17 protein-coding genes are annotated in these 17316 nt (G+C 69.7%); 6 read left to right on the top strand and 11 right to left on the bottom strand.

The genetic code is table 11. The features are described from left to right. Positions 1-226: hypothetical protein (locus tag AWC18_RS21845; protein WP_207553340.1), on the top strand; the 226-nt coding region annotated here is incomplete at its 5' end. Positions 227-397: 171 nt separating this feature from the next. Here AWC18_RS21845 and tyrS read toward each other — a convergent pair. Both tyrS and AWC18_RS19295 read right to left on the bottom strand, forming a co-directional pair. Then, the gene (tyrS, locus tag AWC18_RS19300; RefSeq protein WP_085139781.1) at positions 398-1666 is read right to left on the bottom strand and encodes a tyrosine--tRNA ligase; all 1269 of its coding nucleotides are present in this window, start codon (positions 1664-1666) and stop codon (positions 398-400) included. 17 nt (positions 1667-1683) lie between these two features. After that, positions 1684-2295 carry a DNA-3-methyladenine glycosylase gene (locus AWC18_RS19295; RefSeq protein ID WP_109560143.1) on the bottom strand — a complete coding sequence of 204 codons (612 nt, stop codon included), beginning with the start codon at positions 2293-2295 and terminating at the stop codon, positions 1684-1686. Positions 2296-2363: 68 nt separating this feature from the next. Between AWC18_RS19295 and AWC18_RS19290 the strand changes: the two genes are divergently transcribed. Genes AWC18_RS19290 through AWC18_RS19280 form a run of 3 tightly spaced genes read left to right on the top strand, consistent with a single transcriptional unit; the run spans position 2364 to position 4506 of the window. Further along, positions 2364-3122 carry an ABC transporter ATP-binding protein gene (locus AWC18_RS19290; protein WP_085139780.1) on the top strand — a complete coding sequence of 253 codons (759 nt, stop codon included), beginning with the start codon at positions 2364-2366 and terminating at the stop codon, positions 3120-3122. Continuing rightward, positions 3056-3886 (top strand): ABC transporter permease, encoded by an 831-nt coding sequence (locus AWC18_RS19285; RefSeq protein WP_085139779.1) that lies wholly within the window; start codon positions 3056-3058, stop codon positions 3884-3886. The genes AWC18_RS19290 and AWC18_RS19285 overlap by 67 nt, the downstream gene beginning before the upstream one ends. Next, the gene (locus tag AWC18_RS19280) at positions 3886-4506 is read left to right on the top strand and encodes a TetR/AcrR family transcriptional regulator (RefSeq protein ID WP_085139778.1); all 621 of its coding nucleotides are present in this window, start codon (positions 3886-3888) and stop codon (positions 4504-4506) included. The genes AWC18_RS19285 and AWC18_RS19280 overlap by 1 nt, the downstream gene beginning before the upstream one ends. On the opposite strand, the gene AWC18_RS19275 is transcribed toward AWC18_RS19280, so the two are convergent. Together AWC18_RS19275 and AWC18_RS19270 are read right to left on the bottom strand one after the other, a co-directional pair. Further along, positions 4472-4696 (bottom strand): Trm112 family protein, encoded by a 225-nt coding sequence (locus AWC18_RS19275; protein WP_085139777.1) that lies wholly within the window; start codon positions 4694-4696, stop codon positions 4472-4474. The genes AWC18_RS19280 and AWC18_RS19275 overlap by 35 nt on opposite strands. Then, positions 4693-7680, bottom strand: coding sequence for an acyl-CoA synthetase (locus tag AWC18_RS19270; RefSeq protein WP_085139776.1), 2988 nt, complete (start codon positions 7678-7680; stop codon positions 4693-4695). The genes AWC18_RS19275 and AWC18_RS19270 overlap by 4 nt, the downstream gene beginning before the upstream one ends. Positions 7681-7795: 115 nt before the next feature. Here AWC18_RS19270 and AWC18_RS19265 point away from each other — a divergent pair, with 115 nt between their 5' ends. Then, positions 7796-9571 (top strand): ABC-F family ATP-binding cassette domain-containing protein, encoded by a 1776-nt coding sequence (locus tag AWC18_RS19265; RefSeq protein WP_064996654.1) that lies wholly within the window; start codon positions 7796-7798, stop codon positions 9569-9571. On the opposite strand, the gene AWC18_RS19260 is transcribed toward AWC18_RS19265, so the two are convergent. After that, the gene (locus tag AWC18_RS19260) at positions 9489-10247 is read right to left on the bottom strand and encodes a M15 family metallopeptidase (RefSeq protein WP_234806597.1); all 759 of its coding nucleotides are present in this window, start codon (positions 10245-10247) and stop codon (positions 9489-9491) included. The genes AWC18_RS19265 and AWC18_RS19260 overlap by 83 nt on opposite strands. Positions 10248-10399: 152 nt before the next feature. Between AWC18_RS19260 and AWC18_RS19255 the strand changes: the two genes are divergently transcribed. After that, complete coding sequence (locus tag AWC18_RS19255) at positions 10400-11065, top strand: biliverdin-producing heme oxygenase (RefSeq protein ID WP_085139775.1); 666 nt, start codon at positions 10400-10402, stop codon at positions 11063-11065. On the opposite strand, the gene argH is transcribed toward AWC18_RS19255, so the two are convergent. The 6 genes from argH to argB all read right to left on the bottom strand — a co-directional run bounded on the left by argH (position 11062) and on the right by argB (position 17261). After that, positions 11062-12480, bottom strand: a complete 1419-nt coding sequence (gene argH / locus AWC18_RS19250; RefSeq protein WP_085139774.1) for an argininosuccinate lyase — start codon at positions 12478-12480, stop codon at positions 11062-11064. The two genes, AWC18_RS19255 and argH, sit on opposite strands and share 4 nt — an antisense overlap. 88 nt (positions 12481-12568) lie before the next feature. Continuing rightward, positions 12569-13768, bottom strand: a complete 1200-nt coding sequence (locus tag AWC18_RS19245) for an argininosuccinate synthase (protein ID WP_064996657.1) — start codon at positions 13766-13768, stop codon at positions 12569-12571. 34 nt (positions 13769-13802) lie between these two features. Then, on the bottom strand, positions 13803-14291 hold the full coding sequence (locus AWC18_RS19240; RefSeq protein WP_064996658.1) for an arginine repressor: 489 nt from the start codon (positions 14289-14291) through the stop codon (positions 13803-13805). Continuing rightward, positions 14288-15214 carry an ornithine carbamoyltransferase gene (gene argF, locus AWC18_RS19235; protein WP_085139773.1) on the bottom strand — a complete coding sequence of 309 codons (927 nt, stop codon included), beginning with the start codon at positions 15212-15214 and terminating at the stop codon, positions 14288-14290. The genes AWC18_RS19240 and argF overlap by 4 nt, the downstream gene beginning before the upstream one ends. Beyond that, on the bottom strand, positions 15211-16389 hold the full coding sequence (locus AWC18_RS19230; protein WP_085139772.1) for an acetylornithine transaminase: 1179 nt from the start codon (positions 16387-16389) through the stop codon (positions 15211-15213). Before AWC18_RS19230 ends, argF begins: the two co-directional genes overlap by 4 nt. Continuing rightward, positions 16386-17261 (bottom strand): acetylglutamate kinase, encoded by an 876-nt coding sequence (gene argB / locus AWC18_RS19225; RefSeq protein ID WP_064996661.1) that lies wholly within the window; start codon positions 17259-17261, stop codon positions 16386-16388. Before argB ends, AWC18_RS19230 begins: the two co-directional genes overlap by 4 nt. Positions 17262-17316 lie beyond the last annotated feature (55 nt).

Here is a 17316-nt window from a genome sequence, read left to right as displayed (position 1 = left end):
CCATTTGGAAACAATCCCAAAACATCAGTCAAAAACTGACATCAAAAAAACGCCACACCCCCAACACGGGGCGCCGAGAGCATGGCAAAAACAACAACAAACAAAAACCACCAAACACACTATTGAGTTCTCAAACAACAGGCCCACCTGGACGCGCAGTCAACCCGCGGCTAAAAGCCGCGTATTGGCCGTGCGGGCAGATGAAAACCCCCGGAATCGCAACTGAATCCTTGTCGATTCCGCGGGCTCGTCGCGCTCCTCCGGCTGGGCCGTGTCGCGGCGACGTCGATAAAGTTACGCGAGGGAAACGTGGGAGTCAAATCCGCTGCTAGCAGGCCGTTTTCGACCGCTTCAAGATCAACTTCGCCTTGGCCGGCCGGCCCGCTTCGGCCCTGCTCTAGACCCGTTCGACCCCCGCCACGTTGCGCTTGCCGCGGCGCAGCACCAGCCACCGGCCGTGCAGGAAATTCTCCGGCTGCGGCGTCCACTCCTCGCTGTCGATGCGAACGTTGTTCACCGAGACCCCGCCCTCGCCGATGGTGCGCCGGGCCGCACCCCGACTTGCCGACAGACCGGTGGCCACCAAAAGGTCGACGATGCTGTCCGCGGCGCCCGGCTGCAGCTGCGCCACCTCGGTCTCCCGCAGTGCCGCCGTCAGGGTGGATTCGTCCAGCCGCGTCAGCTCCCCCCGGCCGAACAGGGCCTGGCTGGCCAACTCCACCGCCTCGGTCGCAGCTTGCCCGTGCACCAGGGTGGTGAACTCCCGGGCCAGCGCGCGCTGGGCGGCCCGCTCGTGCGGGCGTTGCTCGGTCGCCTCCTCCAGCGCGGCCAGCTCCTCGGCCGACAGGAAGGTGAACCAGCGCAGGTAGCGGATCACGTCGGCGTCGGCGGTGTTGAAAAAGTACTGGTACCAGGCGTAGGGGCTGGTCATCTCCGGGTCCAGCCAGAGGCTGCCGCCGCCGGTGGACTTGCCGAACTTGGTGCCGTCGGCGGCGGTCACCAGCGGCACCGTCAACGCGTGCACGGTCGCGCCCAGTTTCTGGCGCACCAGCCGTACCCCGGCGATGATGTTGCCCCACTGATCCGAGCCGCCGAGCTGCAGCGAGCAGCCGTAGCGCTGGTGCAGCTGCACGTAGTCGTTGGCCTGCAGCAGCATGTAGCTGAACTCGGTGTAGGAGATGCCCTCATCGAGGCGGCGCCGGATGGTGTCGCGGTCGAGCATCACGTTGACCGAGAAGTGTTTGCCCACGTCACGCAGGAATTCGATCGCGGATAACGGCGCGGTCCAGTCCAGGTTGTTCACCACCACCGCACCGGTGGGGCTGTCGTCGAAGTCGACGAAGCGCTCCAGCTGTCCGCGGATCCGCTCGGACCACTCGGCCACCGTGTCGGCGGTGTTGAGGGTGCGTTCGCCGCTGTCGCGGGGATCGCCGATGAGCCCGGTGGCGCCGCCGGCCAGCACGATGGGCCGGTGCCCGGCCCGCTGGAAGCGGCGCAGCGCCAGCAGCGGCACCAGGTTCCCGGCGTGCAGGCTGGGCGCGGTCGGGTCGAATCCGGCATAGACCGTGATCGGTCCAGCCGACACCTCGGCGGCCAGGGCGTCCAGGTCGGTCGACTGGGCGATCAGCCCGCGCCAGGTCAGCTCGTCGAGAATCGTGGTCGGCATGGGTCGATTTTCCCGGATCAGTCCGAGGCGCCCGGCGCCGGTGCCCGCGGGCTGCGTCGGTAGGCCGAAACCTCGGGTGTTCGCGGCGCCCACAACCGCCAGGGCCGGTCGGCGGCCTGGCTGACCCCTACCCGCGGTCCGGCCTGTGCGGCCAGTGGCCCGCCGAGCCGCAGGCGCACCGGACTGCTCGGGTCAAACAAGTCGATTCCGTTGTCTTCCATGGTGATTCCCAAGGCGGAGCACAGATTGCCCGGGCCGCGGGCCAGCGCCACGTCCGGCACGGCGACACCGCGGCGGACCCGGACCAGCTCCTGTCCCCCGGCGATCACCGCCGCGCGCAGCAGCACTGCGGCGGCCGTTCCGTCCGGGCCGCAGACCACGTTGGCGCAGATGTGCATGCCGTAGCTGCGGTAGGTGTACAGGCGCCCGGGCGGGCCGAACATCACGGCGTTGCGCGCGGTGGGTCCCCGGTAGGAATGCGCCGCCGGGTCCGGCCAGGGTCCGTCGGGCACCCCGCCGTAGGCCTCCACCTCGACGATCGTCGCGTCAACACCGCGACAGCTCAGGGTGGCGCCCAGCAGCCGCCTGGCAGCCGCGAGCGGATCCACGGCAAGCCGGGCGGCACTCACGCCGGTGATTCTGCCCGCCGGCTCCCCGGCCCTTGACAGGGCGTCGCGGCAGGCAGAGTATTCAACATATGATGATTTCATCGCGTGATGAATTCTCGGGGGCACGTCCCGCCGTCGCGATCGAGCATCTGCGGGTGGTGCGCGGCAGGCGACCGGTGATCCACGACCTGTCGGTGCAGATCGCACCGGGCACCATCACCGGCCTGCTCGGGCCCTCGGGCTGCGGAAAGACCACCCTGATGCGCTGCATCATGGGCACCCAGGTGATCACCGCCGGCCGAGTCGACGTGCTGGGCAGCCCGGCCGGCTCCCCGGAGCTGCGCCACCGGGTCGGCTACATGCCCCAGCAGGCCACCATCTACGACGACCTGCGGGTGATCGACAACGTGCGCTACTTCGCCGCGCTCACCGGCGCCGACACCGGCGACGCGGACGCCGCGATCGACGCGGTGGACCTGAGCCGGCACCGCGGTGACTACTGCGCCAACCTGTCCGGCGGGCAGCGCGCCCGCGTCTCGCTTGCCTGCGCCCTGGTCGGCCGGCCGGACCTGCTGGTGCTCGACGAGCCGACGATCGGTCTGGACCCGGTGCTGCGCGCCGAGCTGTGGCAGCAGTTCTCGGCGCTGGCCCGCCGCGGCACCACGCTGCTGGTGTCCAGTCACGTGATGGACGAAGCCGCCCACTGCGGTGATCTGCTGCTGATGCGTGAGGGCCGGCTGCTGGCGCACACCACCCCCCAACGACTGCGAGAGGAGACCGGATGTCCAGTGATGGAGGACGCGTTCTTGTCCGTCATCCGGCGCACCACCGCGCCCCGGGCCGGCTGACCGCAATTCTGCAGTGGCGGCCCTTCGTGGCCACCACGCAGCGCATTCTGCGCCAGCTCGCCGGTGACCACCGCAGTGTCGCGATGATCCTGGCGGTGCCCAGCCTGGTCATCACGCTGATGTACTTCATGTTCGGCGGCACCGCGCACCCGCCGGGCACCCCGTCGCCGTTCAACGCCGCATGCCTGGTGATGCTGGGAGTGTTCCCGCTGTTTCTGATGTTCGTCATCACCGCGATCACCATGCAGCGCGAACGCGCGTCGGGAACCCTGGAACGCATTCTGACCACCCCGCTACGCCGGGTGGACCTGCTCGCCGCCTACGGGACGGCGTTCTCGATCGCGGCCGTCGCCCAGGCCAGCCTGGCCTGCGCGGTCGCGTTCTGGCTGCTGGATTTCCGCACCGCGGGCAGCCCGGCGTGGGTGTTCGGGATCGCGATCATCAACGCGGTGCTCGGGGTCGGCCTGGGGTTGCTGTGCAGCGCGTTCGCCCGCACCGAGTTCCAGGCGGTGCAGTTCATTCCGCTGGTGATGGTGCCGCAGCTGTTGCTCGCCGGGATCATCGTGCCTCGCGCGGCCATGCCCGAGTGGCTGCAGTGGGTGAGCAACGCGATGCCGGCCAGCTATGCCCTCGAAGCGCTGCAGCAGGTGGGCACTCACCCGGATCTGACCGGTGTCGCGGTGCGCGACATCGTGATCGTGCTGGCGTTCGCCGTCGCAGCCCTGGGGCTGGCCGCGGTCACGCTGCGGCGACGGACACCGTGATGGCCGCCGCCCCGAAAGCCCGCAAGCCGGGCCGGCCGTCGGGCGCCACCGACAACCGGGAAAAGATCCTGGCTGCATCCCGAGAGCTGTTCGCCCGCAACGGTTTCGCCAACACCTCAATCCGTGCGGTGGCCGCCGCCGCGGGTGTCGACGCGGCACTGGTGCATCACTACTACGGCACCAAGCAGCAGCTGTTCGCCGCCGCGGTCGAGTTGCCGATCGACCCGATGACGGTGCTGGGGCGGCTGCGCGAGGCGCCGATCGACCAACTCGGGCGCATCCTGCCCGAAACACTTCTCCCGCTGTGGGATTCGCAGGCCGGCACCGGGATGATGGCGGTGTTGCGGTCGCTGCTCACCGGGACCGAGGTGCCCTTGGCCCGATCGTTCTTCCGGGACATCGTGGTCGCCGAACTCGCCCAGCGGGTCGACGAACCGCCGGGAACCGGGGTGCTGCGCGCCGAATTCGCCGCCAGCCAGTTGATGGGCGTCGTGCTTGCCCGCTACATCATCGGGCTGGAACCGATCGCCTCACTGCCCCCGTCGGATGTGGTGGCGATGATCGCCCCGACCCTGCAGCGTTACCTCACTGGGGATCTGCCGGACCCGCTTGGGCAATGAGCACCGCGTGCTCGTCGTCGCCGATGGCTTCGGACTCGTCGACCAGCAGCACCGGAATGTCGTCGTCGATGCGGTAGGCCCGGCGCAGGCGCGGGTTGTACAGCGCGTGCGCACCCGAGCGCTGCACCAGCAGCAGCGGGCCGCTGTCGGCCGGGCAGACCAGGATGTCCAGCAGGTCCTGGGCGATCACGGGCGACCGCCACCGGCCAGTTCGGTACGCACCGCGGCCGTCAGCCGCTTGTACTGCCCACTGGCCGCATCGAAGTACCAGGCGTTGCGTCCGGCCTTGGGCAGCCCGGCTTCACGCAGCTCACCCACCACCGGGCGGTACACCGCGCTCAGCGGCAGGTCGCGCACCACGTGGATGACATCGGGGCCGATACCAACGGGCAGTGCGGCCACCGCCTCGCTGAGGTCGGCCGCGGTGATCGTGACGCCCGGCTGCGCCGAGACCGCCGCCACCACCAGGTCGGCCCCCTCGGTCGGCACTCGATAGGTGACCGCCAGGTCGACGCCGGTGACGGCGCCCAGGGCATCGGTGATGACCACCGGGAACGCCACCCCGCGGTCGGTCCGGACGGTGGAGGCGCGCCCGCCCACCAGCCAGTAGTCGCCGTCGGCGTCGCGCCGGAACAGGAACTCCGTGGAGATCCAGGTGTCGGCGGGCGCGAACACCCCCCGCTTGACCGAGGCCGACGGGTCGATCGGTCCGCGCGGCTTGGCCAGCAGCACACCGACCTCGTCGTTCTCGGCGACCCGCACGAAGCCCCGGTCGTCTTCCAGAATCAGGTCGAGCTCGCTGTCGTAGGCGGCCAGCTGCACATCCACCGCGCCGGGCAGTGGCCGGCCCTTGCTGCCGACCTTGGCGCCGGAGACGTTGGCCAGCACGGCCTGACCGTCCTTGGTGGCGAAGAACTCGACGACATTGGCCGGTGCGAACACCTCGGTGACCCGGTTCCACAGGCCGACGGGCATACCGGAACCGATGAACAGCCGGACCGGGTGGTTGCCCGCCAGGACGAAGTTCGGGTCGTCGATGACCTCGCCGAGCATCGCCCAGGTGTAGGACACCACGCTGACGCCGTACTGACGGACCTCGGCGACGAATCGGGCCGGGTTCAGGCCGCGCGACAGGGCGATGCGGGCCCCGCCGACCACGGCACCGCCCAGACTGACCAGCAGCCCGGACTCGTGGTGCAGCGGGGTGAGGCAGTACACCGTGTCGTTGGGCCCCAGGGCCGCCGTCGATGCGGTGCCGAACGCCGAGAGCGCCCAGCGGAAGTTGGTGATCTGCTTGGCCACCAGCTCGCCGGCCACGTCGCCGAAGGCCACGAACGCCAGGTCGCGGGCGAAGCCCGGGTTGGGGCGGTACCAGCCGGGCAGCTCGACGGCGTCCGGGTCGATCTGCTCCATGTCGACGACGTCGATGTCGGTGGGCAGATCCAGGTCGCGGGCTTCACCGCCGCCGAGCACCAGCACCTGGCAACGCAGTTCGCGGGCGGCCTCGGCGGCCAGCTCCAGGGTGTCGGGGTCGACGATGATGTCGGAGAAGCCGCCCAGGCGGGCCGCGGGCAGCAGATCCTTGTCGGTCGGCATCAGCACGGCCACCGCACCCAGCCGCGACAGCGCCGCGATCGCGACCAGGGCGCTGGGCCGGGTGGCCATCAGCACGCCGACGCGCACGCCTTGGCGCACCCCGACCTCGATCAGGCCGCGGACCACGTTGTCGATGCGCTTGTTGACCGCCTCGTAGGTGTGCACACGCCCGTCGAACAACAGGAATTCGCCGTCGGGTGAGTCGGCGGCCTGCTCATCGATGATGCGGCCCAACGAGATTCGGGTGTGGTCGTTGATCTGGCCGAGCCGGGCCAGCCGGGGCAGGGTGCGCGCGGTCTCAACGGCCATGGTGCGCACCGACTTCTGCGCCGCCACCATGGCGTCGGCCGCGCCCCGCGCCAACGTCAGGGCGACCTCGGAGGCCTCGCCCAGCCCGTGCGCGATCCGCGACGTCATCGCGACGCCGCCCTTGGCACCTTCGGACGGCTGCTCGGACATCAGCGCCACACCTGCCGGCTGCGGCCCCAGCCCGGACTGCCACAGCACCCAGCCCGCCACGGTCGGCCAGGTCAGTTCGGCGGCCTTGGAACCCACCACCAGACCGAAATGGCCTGCTCGCAGCAGATATTCGAAGACCTTGGCGTCGGGCGCGGCCCGGCGGATCCCACGCACGGCCGCCGGCTGCCCGATGTCGTCGACCTCACCGACGAATGCCAGCACCGGGCAGGTGATGTCGGTGAGGGTGACCAGCTGGCCGTTGATGGCGAAGCCCCCGGTCATCATCCGGTTGTGGGCGATGAACTGCTTGAGCAGCTCGGAGATCGCCGGACCCGACCAGGCGATCCAGCCCTCGGACTCCAGGAAGCGGCGCTGCGCCTCGCGCGGCAGCAGGGCTTCGCGGTCGTGCAGCTGGCGCAGGAAGTCCACCCGAGCCTTCGCCGTCTTGAGCGGGTCCATCATCTGGAAGCCCACGCGCGCCTGCCATCCCGAGATGTCCAGCCGGTTGAAGACGTGGTCGGCCATGAAGCCGGCCACGTTGGAGGCCAGATTGGGCGGCAGGCCCATCGGCAGTGCGGCCAGGGTGTCCACCGGCGAACCGAACGCGATGATGCTGGCGATCTTCTTCGAATGCCGGTATGCCCCGGTCTGATAGGCGAACATGCCGCCCTGGGAGTAGCCGGCCAGGTGCACGTCGCGCCCGGTGGTCTCGGCGACGGTGTCGACGGCCTGACTCAGGGCGACGATGTGGTCGGCCAGGTTGCGGCGCATGCCGCCTTCGACCTGGTCCGGTGAACCGAAGTCGATCACCCACGGGTCCAGGCCGGCGTCGTGCAGGATGCCGACGGCGCCCTCCTCGTGGGTGACGTCCCACATGTTTGCCGACATCATCATCGGGTGCACCAGCAGCACCGGCGGTCCGGGCTGCGGTTGTCCGGGCCGGCTGTCCGGCGGGAAGTACCGCCGCAGCTTGTACATCGGGGTGCTCTCGACGATCTGGAATGGCGACGGCACCGCTCCGGTCTCAAGGCCGCCCCAGCGCAGCACCTCCAGACCATTCTGTGCGGTGGCCATCAGCCACTCGACCGGCCGGGTGATGGCCGACAAGTTCAGATCCACGCTGCTCCCCTACTGGTGCATTCGATCCCGGAATGACGTGCACATTCTGGCACATCAGAGCTGCCGGTCCGGCTGGTTCACCGTTCGCCCAGGGGCAGGCAGTACCGTTCCACCGGTGGCACACCTGCTCGGAGCTGAGGCCCTCCATCTGCGCTACCCCACCGGTGTGGTGTTGGACTCAGTCACCCTCGGGGTGAATGACGGTGCGCGGATCGGGATCGTCGGACGCAACGGAGACGGAAAATCGTCGCTGCTGCGCCTGCTGGCCGGCGCCGCGACCCCGGATTCGGGCCGCGTCACCCGCCGCAGCGGGCTGCGGGTGGGGTTGCTGGATCAGGCCGACACGCTGGACCCCGGCGCCACGCTGGGGGCGTCGCTGGTCGGTGATCAGGCCGACCACGAGTGGGCGTCCAACCCGCGAATCCGCGACGTGGTCGACGGTCTGGTCTCCGACATCGCGTGGGATGCGAACATCGCCGGGCTGTCCGGCGGGCAGCGCCGGCGAGTGCAGCTGGCGGCCCTGCTGATCGGCGACTGGGACGTGATCTGCCTCGACGAGCCCACCAACCACCTCGATGTGGAGGGCATCACCTGGCTGGCGCGGCATCTTCAGCAGCGCTGGGCCCGCAACACCGGCGGCCTGCTGGTGGTCACCCACGACCGGTGGTTCCTCGACGAGGTGGCCACCACCACCTGGGAGGTGCACGACCGCATCGTGGAGCCGTTCCAGGGCGGCTACGCGGCGTACGTGCTGCAGCGGGTGGAGCGTGACCGGATGGCCGCGGCCAGCGAGGCCAAGCGGCAGAACGTGTTACGCAAGGAGTTGGCCTGGCTGCGCCGCGGCGCACCGGCGCGCACCTCCAAACCGAAGTTCCGCATCGAGGCGGCCAACGCGCTGATCGCCGACGTCCCCCCGCTGCGCAACGACGTCGAGCTGATGAAGTTGGCGACCGCGCGGCTGGGCAAGGACGTGATCGACCTGCTGGACGTGTCGGTGTCGTTTGACGGCAAGCCGGTGCTGCGCAACGTCGAATGGCGCATCGGCCCCGGTGAGCGCACCGGAATCGTCGGCGCCAACGGGGCCGGCAAGTCCACCCTGCTCGGTCTGATCGCCGGCACCGTGGTGCCCGACAGCGGCCGGGTCAAGCGCGGCAAGACGGTGCGCCTGGGCATGCTGGATCAGCAGTCGGCGGAGTTGGAGAAGCTTGCCGCAGACCGGGTGGCCGATGTGCTGGGCCGGCTGCGCAGCGACTACCAGGTCGAGGGCAAGGAGATGACCCCCGCCCAGCTGCTGGAGCGGCTCGGGTTCGGCCGCGCCCAGCTGTCGGCCCGGGTCGGCGAGCTCTCCGGCGGGCAGTGGCGGCGGCTGCAGTTGATGCTCACCCTGCTCGCCGAGCCGAACGTGCTGGTGCTCGACGAGCCCACCAACGACGTCGACACCGACATGCTGACCGCCACCGAGGACCTGTTGGACTCCTGGCCGGGCACCTTGATCGTGGTCTCCCATGACCGGTATCTGCTGGAGCGGGTCACCGACAACCAGTACGCGATCCTCGACGGCCGGCTGCGGCACCTGCCGGGCGGGGTCGACGAATATCTGCGGCTGGCCGCCGAGGCGCGTCGGGCGCCGGTGGCGCGACCCGCCGCCGCGGCTGCCGACGCGCCGCTCTCAGGAGCCGAATTGCGTGCGGCACAGAAGGATCTGGCTGCCGTCGATCGCCGGTTGGCGAAGCTGGCCGAGCAGATCGAGGCCAAACATCACGAGCTGGCCGCCTTCGACCAGTCCGATCACGTGGGGCTCGCGGAGCTCACCCGCCAGTTGCGGGCGCTGGAGGCCGAGGTGGCCGAGCAGGAGGCCCGGTGGCTGGAGCTGTCGGAGCTGCTGGAGTAGGACTCTCGAAATGCTGGTAGTCCACCGGTGATTTCCAGGCGCCGCCCCAGCGCCACCCGGCGTCGGTGAAGGCGCGCACCGCGGCGTCGCCGGCATGCAGCAGGCCCGGCTCGATCCGACGGCGATTCAGGTACACCCCGGCATTGCGCGGCGCGAACGTGTCGTGTTCGACCCACGGGTTCAGCAGCGGATTGACGTCGATGGCCCGGCCGTAGGCGTGTGGCGACCAGGTGCCCGAGCCGGGGATGCGCCGGCAGTTGAACGCCGAGGTGTTGTTGTCCTCCATCGACAGCTCGTCCTCGCCGCCGCGATAGCGGGCCACCGACTGCATCCGCTCGATCGGGAACTCCAGGCGGTAGAGCCGGTCGAACACCGCGACGACTTGGGGAACCAGCTCCTGGTGCACGATCAACTCGCCGCGATGCGGGCGGTCGTCGAAGCCCAGGTGGGTCACGGCGACCCGCCGCAGCTGCGCGGGGGCCACCGGGCAGCCGCGGTGCCAGGTCGAGCCGAGCTCGGCGGCCGTGACGCCGGTGACCTCAGCGGGTTCGGGGGCTGGGCGGCGCGACGAGGTGGTCGGCTCAGAGGTGGGGGCCTGTGGTGTGCCGCCGGTGCACTGCGGCAGCAGCCCGCACAGTGCGATCGCCATCATCAGACGCCACGCGGTCGAGATCATTCGGCTGCCGTTGATCTCTTCACGCTAGCGCAGCGCCCGGTCTTGGCTGGCGGACGCGGCCGCAGTCATTACTCTGGCGGAAAATGCATTCGGCAACGGCGCCGCCACCCCGATGATGCCGGGAAGCACCGCGAAGGGAACGGATCACACCCATGCCGCTGAAGGCCCCCGTCGAACCCGATGCCGTCCGGTCGTTGTCCACTGCGATGCGGGAAGGATCGCAGGCCGCCCACGACGCCGCCGAGGCCTCGCCGTTTGTGTCCGAGCTGATGGACGGCAGGGTCAACGAGCAGGGCTACGTCGACTATCTGCTGCGCCTGCGGGTGGTCTACGCCGCGTTGGAGGCCGCGGTGCGGGCGAACCGCGCCGATCCCCTGGTCACGTCGGTGTACGACCCTGCCCTGGAGCGGCTGTCAGCGATCGAGGCCGACCTGGAGTTCTGGGCGGGCGGCCCGGTCGCCGATGTCGACTCGCCCGCCGCCCAGGCCTACCGCGACCGGATCGCCGCCGCCTCGAGCAGCGCGTTGCTGGCGCATCACTACACGCGCTACCTGGGGGATCTCTCCGGCGGGCAGGCGATCGGGAAGGTGCTGGACCGCACGTTCGCGCTCGGGGGCCGCGGCTTGGCGTTCTACGAGTTTCCGGTGCGGGCCAAGCCGTACAAGGACGCCTACCGGGCCCGCCTCGACGCGCTGGGCCTGGCGCCCGAGGAGATCGACGGCGTGGTCGACGAGGTCAGGCTGGCGTTCGGACTCAACCAGGCCCTGTTCGACGAATTGGCCGTGAACCTGCCGTCGTACTACCGCGAATCCCCTTAGGTCGACTCTGCGGTTCGGCGGCGCGCCTGGCTGACGGCTGCGCGGACCGCTTCGAGCTGTTCGGCCACCCGCTGCGGCGCGGTGCCGCCGCGGGCGTCGCGAGAGCTCACCGAACCCTCGACGGTCAGCACCTCGCGGACCTGCGGGGTGAGCTCGGGGCTGATGGCGGCCAGTTCGTCGTCGGTCAGCTCGTCGAGACCGACGCCGCGCTGCTCGGCCGCCTGGACCGCCGCACCGGCCGCCTCGTGCGCGATGCGGAACGGAACGCCTTGGCGCACCAGCCATTCGGCGATGTCGGTGGCCAGGGTGTAGCCGGCCGGCGCCAGCGCGGCCATCCGCTCGGTGTCGAAGCGCAAGGTGCCCACCAGCCCGGCCATCGCCGGCAGAAGCAGCTCGAGCTGCGCCGCCGAGTCGAACACCGGCTCCTTGTCCTCCTGCAGGTCGCGGTTGTAGGCCAGCGGCTGCGCCTTCAGCGTCGCCAGCAGACCGGTCAGGTTGCCGATCAACCGGCCGGACTTGCCGCGGGCCAACTCGGCGATGTCGGGGTTCTTCTTCTGCGGCATGATCGAGCTGCCGGTCGACCAGGAGTCGTGCAGCACGGCGTAGCCGAATTCCGTTGAACTCCACAAGATGATGTCTTCGGCCAGCCGGGACAGGTCCACGGCGATCATCGCGAACACGAACGCGGCCTCGGCGGCGAAATCGCGGGCGGCGGTGGCGTCGATCGAGTTGTCGGCGGCCGCGGTGAAACCGAGTTCGGCGGCGATCGCGTCGGGGTTGAGGCCCAGTGACGAGCCGGCCAGCGCGCCCGACCCGTAGGGCGAGATCGCGGCGCGGGCGTCGAAGTCGATGATCCGGTCCACGTCGCGCAGCAGCGGGTGGGCGTGGGCCAGCAGGTGGTGGGCCAGCAGCACCGGCTGTGCGGACTGCAGGTGCGTCTTGCCCGGCATGATGGCGCTCGGGTGGGCAGCGGCCTGGTGGGCCAGCGCCTCGACCACGTCGAGCACCCCGGCCGCCACCCGGCGCACCGCGTCACGCAGCCACATCCGAAACAGCGTGGCCACCTGGTCGTTTCGCGACCGCCCGGCACGCAGCCGGCCACCCAGATCCGCACCCACCCGGTCGATCAGGCCGCGCTCCAGCGCGCCGTGCACGTCCTCATCGGTGACCAGCGGGCCGAAGCTGCCGTCGGCCACGTCTGCGCCGAGACTGTCCAGGCCGGCCAGCAGGCCGTCCCGCTGTTCGTCGGTGAGCAGCCCGGCGCTGTGCAGCACCTTCGCGTGGGCCTTGGATGCGGCCACGTCGTAGGGGGCCAGCACCCAGTCGAAGTGGGTGGATTTGCTCAGCGCGGCGAGTGCGTCAGACGGTCCTTCGGCGAATCGCCCGCCCCACAGCGAGCCCTCGTTGGTGCTCATCGGGTCACTTTCTTCCGGCGAGCAGACGCGAAAGCCCCCAAATTGGCGCCGCGGAGGGGGCTTTGGCGCCTGTTCGCGGTGGGAAAAGTCACGAGTTCAGGTCCCGGCGGGCGGAGATCTTGGAGCTCAGCCCGTGAATCTGGACGAAGCCGCGCGCCGCGGACTGGTCGAAGGTGTCGCCCTCGTCGTAGGTGGCCAGGTTGAAGTCATACAGCGACTCCGCGCTGCGGCGGCCGTTGATGATGATGCTGCCGCCGTGCAGCACCAGGCGGATGTCGCCGGAGACGTGCTGCTGGGTGTCTTCGACGAACACCTCCAGCGACCGCTTGAGCGGGCTGAACCACAGGCCGTCGTAGGTGAGCTCGCCCCACTTGCGGTCCACACCGCGCTTGTAGCGGCCCAGCTCGCGCTCCAGGGTGACGTGCTCGAGCTCGGTGTGCGCGGTGATCAGCACCATGGCGCCCGGCGCCTCGTAGATCTCGCGGCTCTTGATGCCCACCAGCCGGTCCTCGACCACGTCGAGCCGTCCCACACCCTGCGCGCCGGCCCGGGCGTTGAGCTCCTGGATGATCTGCAGCACGCTGAGCGGACGGCCGTCGATGGCCACCGGGCGGCCCTTGTCGAAGCTGATGATCAGCTCGTCGGGGGCGTTGAAGTTGACCGTCGGGTCCTCGGTGTAGTCGTAGACGTCCTTGGTCGGGGCGTTCCACAGGTCCTCGAGGAAGCCGGTCTCCACCGCGCGGCCCCACACGTTCTGGTCGATGGAGAACGGTGAACGCTTGGTGACGTTGATCGGGATGTCGTTCTGCTCGGCGAACGCGATGGCCTTCTCCCGGGTCCAGGCGTAGTCGCGGACCGGGGCGATCACGTCCAGTTCGGGGGCCAGCGAGGCGAACCCGACCTCGAAGCGGACCTGGTCGTTGCCCTTGCCGGTGCAGCCGTGGGCGACGATGGTGCCGCCGTGGCTGCGAGCGGCCTCCACCAGGTGCTTGACGATCAGCGGGCGGCTGATGGCCGACACCAGCGGGTAGCGGTCCATGTAGAGCGCGTTGGCCTTGATGGTCGGCAGGCAGTACTCGTCGGCGAACTCGTTGCGGGCGTCGACGACGACGGCCTCCACCGCACCGCAGTCCAGGGCACGCTGGCGGATCACCTCCATGTCCTCGCCGCCCTGGCCGAGGTCGATGGCCACGGCGACCACTTCACGGCCGGTCTCTTTGCCGATCCAGCTGATCGCCACCGACGTGTCCAGGCCGCCGGAATACGCCAGGATGACGCGTTCGGACATCGAGTTCTCCTTGCTGTGCTCTGTGCTTCGAGTGTTACTGCAGGTCGTTGAGGGTGGCGGCGAGTTCGGCGCCGGTCATCGGCTCCCGGGCCGCCACGAAGATGGTGTCATCCCCGGCGATGGTGCCGACCACGTACGGTAGCGCGGCCCGATCGATGGCACTGGCGAGGTAGTCCGCCGCCCCGGGCGGGGTGCGCAGCACGGCGAGGTTTCCGGTGGCATCGGTGGAGACCAGCAGCTCGCCCAGCAGCCGAGACAGCCGGTCGGTGCCGCCGGAGACGGCGCGCACCGGGCTGCCGTCCTCGGGCACCACGTACACCCCGGCTCCCCCGTCGACACCGCGCAGTTTCACCGCGCCCAGCTCTTCGAGGTCGCGCGACAGGGTGGCCTGGGTGACCTCGATGCCGTCGGCGGCCAGGATGGCGGCCAGTTCGGTCTGGCTGCGCACCGAGGCAGACGACAACACCTCGACGATGCGGGCCTGGCGGCCCACTCGCGTGACGGTGCTGTCGGCGCGGCTCATCGTGACCGGTCCAGCAACCACACCAACAGCGCCTTCTGGGCGTGCAGGCGGTTCTCGGCTTCGTCCCACACCGCGCTGCGCGGCCCGTCCATCACCGAGTCGGTGATCTCGTCGCCGCGGTGCGCCGGCAGGCAGTGCAGCACGGTGACGTCCGAGTCGGCCAGCGCGACGAGTTCGTCGTTGATCTGGAAGGGCCGAAACGGCGCCACCCGGTCCAGGCCGTCGTCTTCCTGACCCATCGAGGTCCAGGTATCGGTGACCAGCACATCCGCGCCGGCGGCGGCCTTGGCCGCATCGGTGGTCAGTGTGACCGAGGCGCCGGTGTCGGCGGCGCGGGCCTGCGCGGCGGCCACCACGGCGGGGTCGGGGGTGAAGCCGTCCGGGGCGGCGACGGTGACGTGCATTCCGGCGGTCACCCCGCCGAGCATCAGCGAGTGCGCCATGTTGTTGGCGCCGTCGCCCAGGTAGGTCAGCCGCAGCCCCTTGAGTGAGCCTTTGCGTTCGGCGATGGTCTGCAGATCGGCCAGTACCTGACAGGGGTGGAACTCATCGGACAGGGCGTTGACGATCGGGACGGTGGCGGTGGAGGCCATCGCGGTCAGCCGGTCCTGGGCGAACGTGCGCCACACGATGGCGTCGACGTAGCGCGACAGCACCTGGCCGGTGTCTTCGAGGGTTTCGTCGCGACCGAGCTGGGTGGACCGGCCGTCCACCACGACGGCGTGCCCGCCGAGCTGCGCGATGCCGAGCTCGAAGGAGAACCGGGTGCGAGTGGAGTTCTTGTCGAAGATCACCGCGACGCCGCGGGGGCCCTCCAGCGGCCGGCGACTGAACGGCGCGGCTTTGAGTTCGGCTGCCAGCGCGAGGATTTCGACCTGCTCGGCGGGGCTGATGTCGTCGTCGCGCAGAAAGTGACGGATCATTGTGCGGCATCCTTCGCGGTGTCGAGAATTCCCGGCAGGGCGGTGATGAAGCTGCCGATCTGCTCTTCGGTGACGATCAGTGGCGGCGCGAGCCGGACCACGCCCGCCGCGGCGGCGTTCACCAGGAAGCCGGCGTCGCGGGCGGCCGCCTCGACGGCCTTGGCCTTGGGCTCGGTGAGCACCACACCGGCCAGCAGACCCTTGCCGCGGACGTGGTCCACCAGCGGATGGCCCAGTTCCTCGATGCCGTGGCTCAGCGTCTTGCCGAGCGTGGCGGCGTGGGCGATCAGGTCTTGGTCGGCCAGTGTCCGCAGCACCGCCAGCGCGGCCGCGGTGCACACCGGGTTGCCGCCGAAGGTGCTGCCGTGCAACCCGGGGGTCAACAGGTCACCGGCCGCGCCGACCGCCAGGCAGGCGCCGATCGGCAGGCCGCCGCCCAAACCTTTGGCCAGCGTGACGATGTCGGGGGTGATGCCGTCGTGCTGGTGGGCGAAGAAGGCGCCGGTGCGGCCGATGCCGGTCTGGACTTCGTCGAGCACCAGCAGGGCGCCGTGGGCGGCGGTGATGCCACGCGCCTCGGCCAGGTAGCCGGCGGGCGGGGTGACGACGCCGCCCTCCCCCATGATCGGCTCCAAAAACACTGCGGCGGTGTCCGAATCGACTGCCGCGGCCAGGGCTTTGGTGTCGCCGTAGGGCACGTGGACGACCTCGCCGGGCAACGGTCGAAAGGGCGCCTGCTTGTCGGGCTGACCGGTCAGCGCCAGCGATCCCATGGTCCGGCCGTGGAAAGCGCCTTGGGCGGCAACGATCTTGGTCTTGCCGGTGAGCCGCGTCATCTTGAACGCGACTTCATTGGCCTCGGTGCCGGAGTTGCAGAAGAACACCCGCGCCGGCGCGCCGAGATGATCGACCAGGCCCTCGGCCAGGGCGATGCCCGGCTCGGTCGCGTACAGATTGGAGGTGTGGCCCAACGTGTTCAGCTGGGTGGTGACGGCCTCGATCACCGCGGGGTGGCGATGGCCGAGCACATTGACCGCGATGCCGCCCAGCAGATCGAGGTAGCTCTTGCCGGCCTCATCGGTCACCACCGCGCCCTGCCCGCTGACCAGTGCCAGCGCCGGGGTGCCATAGTTGTTCATCATCACCGCGGACCACCGGTCCTGCAGGCTCGTCATGGGTTCACCACCTTGGTTCCGGTGCCGGCGTTGGTGAACAGCTCGACCAGCACGCAGTGTTGGACGCGGCCGTCGATGATGTGGGCGCTGGGCACCCCACCGCGCACGGCGCGCAGGCAGGCTTCGACTTTCGGGATCATGCCGGACTCCAGGCTCGGCAGCAGACGCTCGAGCATCACGGTGTCGATCTCACTGATCAGCGAGTCGGTGTTGGGCCAATCGGTGTAGAGGCCGTCGACGTCGGTGAGCATCAGCAGCTTCTCCGCCTGCAGCGCCTCGGCCAGAGCGGCCGCGGCGGTGTCGGCGTTGATGTTGTGCACCACCCCGTCGGTGTCAGGAGCCAGCGTGGAGACCACCGGAATCCGGCCTGCGGCAATCAGGTCCAGCACCGCGGCGGCGTTGACCTTCTCGACGTCGCCCACCAGCCCGATGTCGGTGTCGATCCCGTCGACGGTGACGCTGCGCCGCACCGCGGTGAACAGCGCCGCGTCCTCGCCGGTGATGCCCACCGCGTAGGGGCCGTGGGCGTTGATCAGGCCGACCAGCTCGCGGCCGACCTGACCGAACAGCACCATGCGTGCCACGTCGAGCACTTCGGGTGTGGTGACCCGGAAGCCGCCCTTGAAATCACCTGCGATGCCGAGCTTCTTGAGCATGGCACTGATCTGCGGGCCGCCGCCGTGCACCACCACCGGGTGGACGCCGCAGTTGCGCAGGAACGCCATGTCGGCGGCGAACGCGTGCTTGAGGGTGTCGTCGGTCATGGCGTTGCCGCCGTACTTGACGACGACGATCTTGCCGTGCAGCTGCTTGAGCCACGGCAGGGCTTCGGCCAGGATCTGGGCCTTGACGGCGGTGCTGGGTTCGGTCATGAGGAGTACCTCCGCCGACGATGCAGAGCGGAGCTTGCGGAGCGATGAGGAGGAG

The organism is Mycolicibacter nonchromogenicus (genome assembly GCF_002101775.1).
GTDB lineage: Bacteria > Actinomycetota > Actinomycetes > Mycobacteriales > Mycobacteriaceae > Mycobacterium > Mycobacterium nonchromogenicum.
This window is presented reverse-complemented; position numbering and strand designations above follow the sequence as displayed.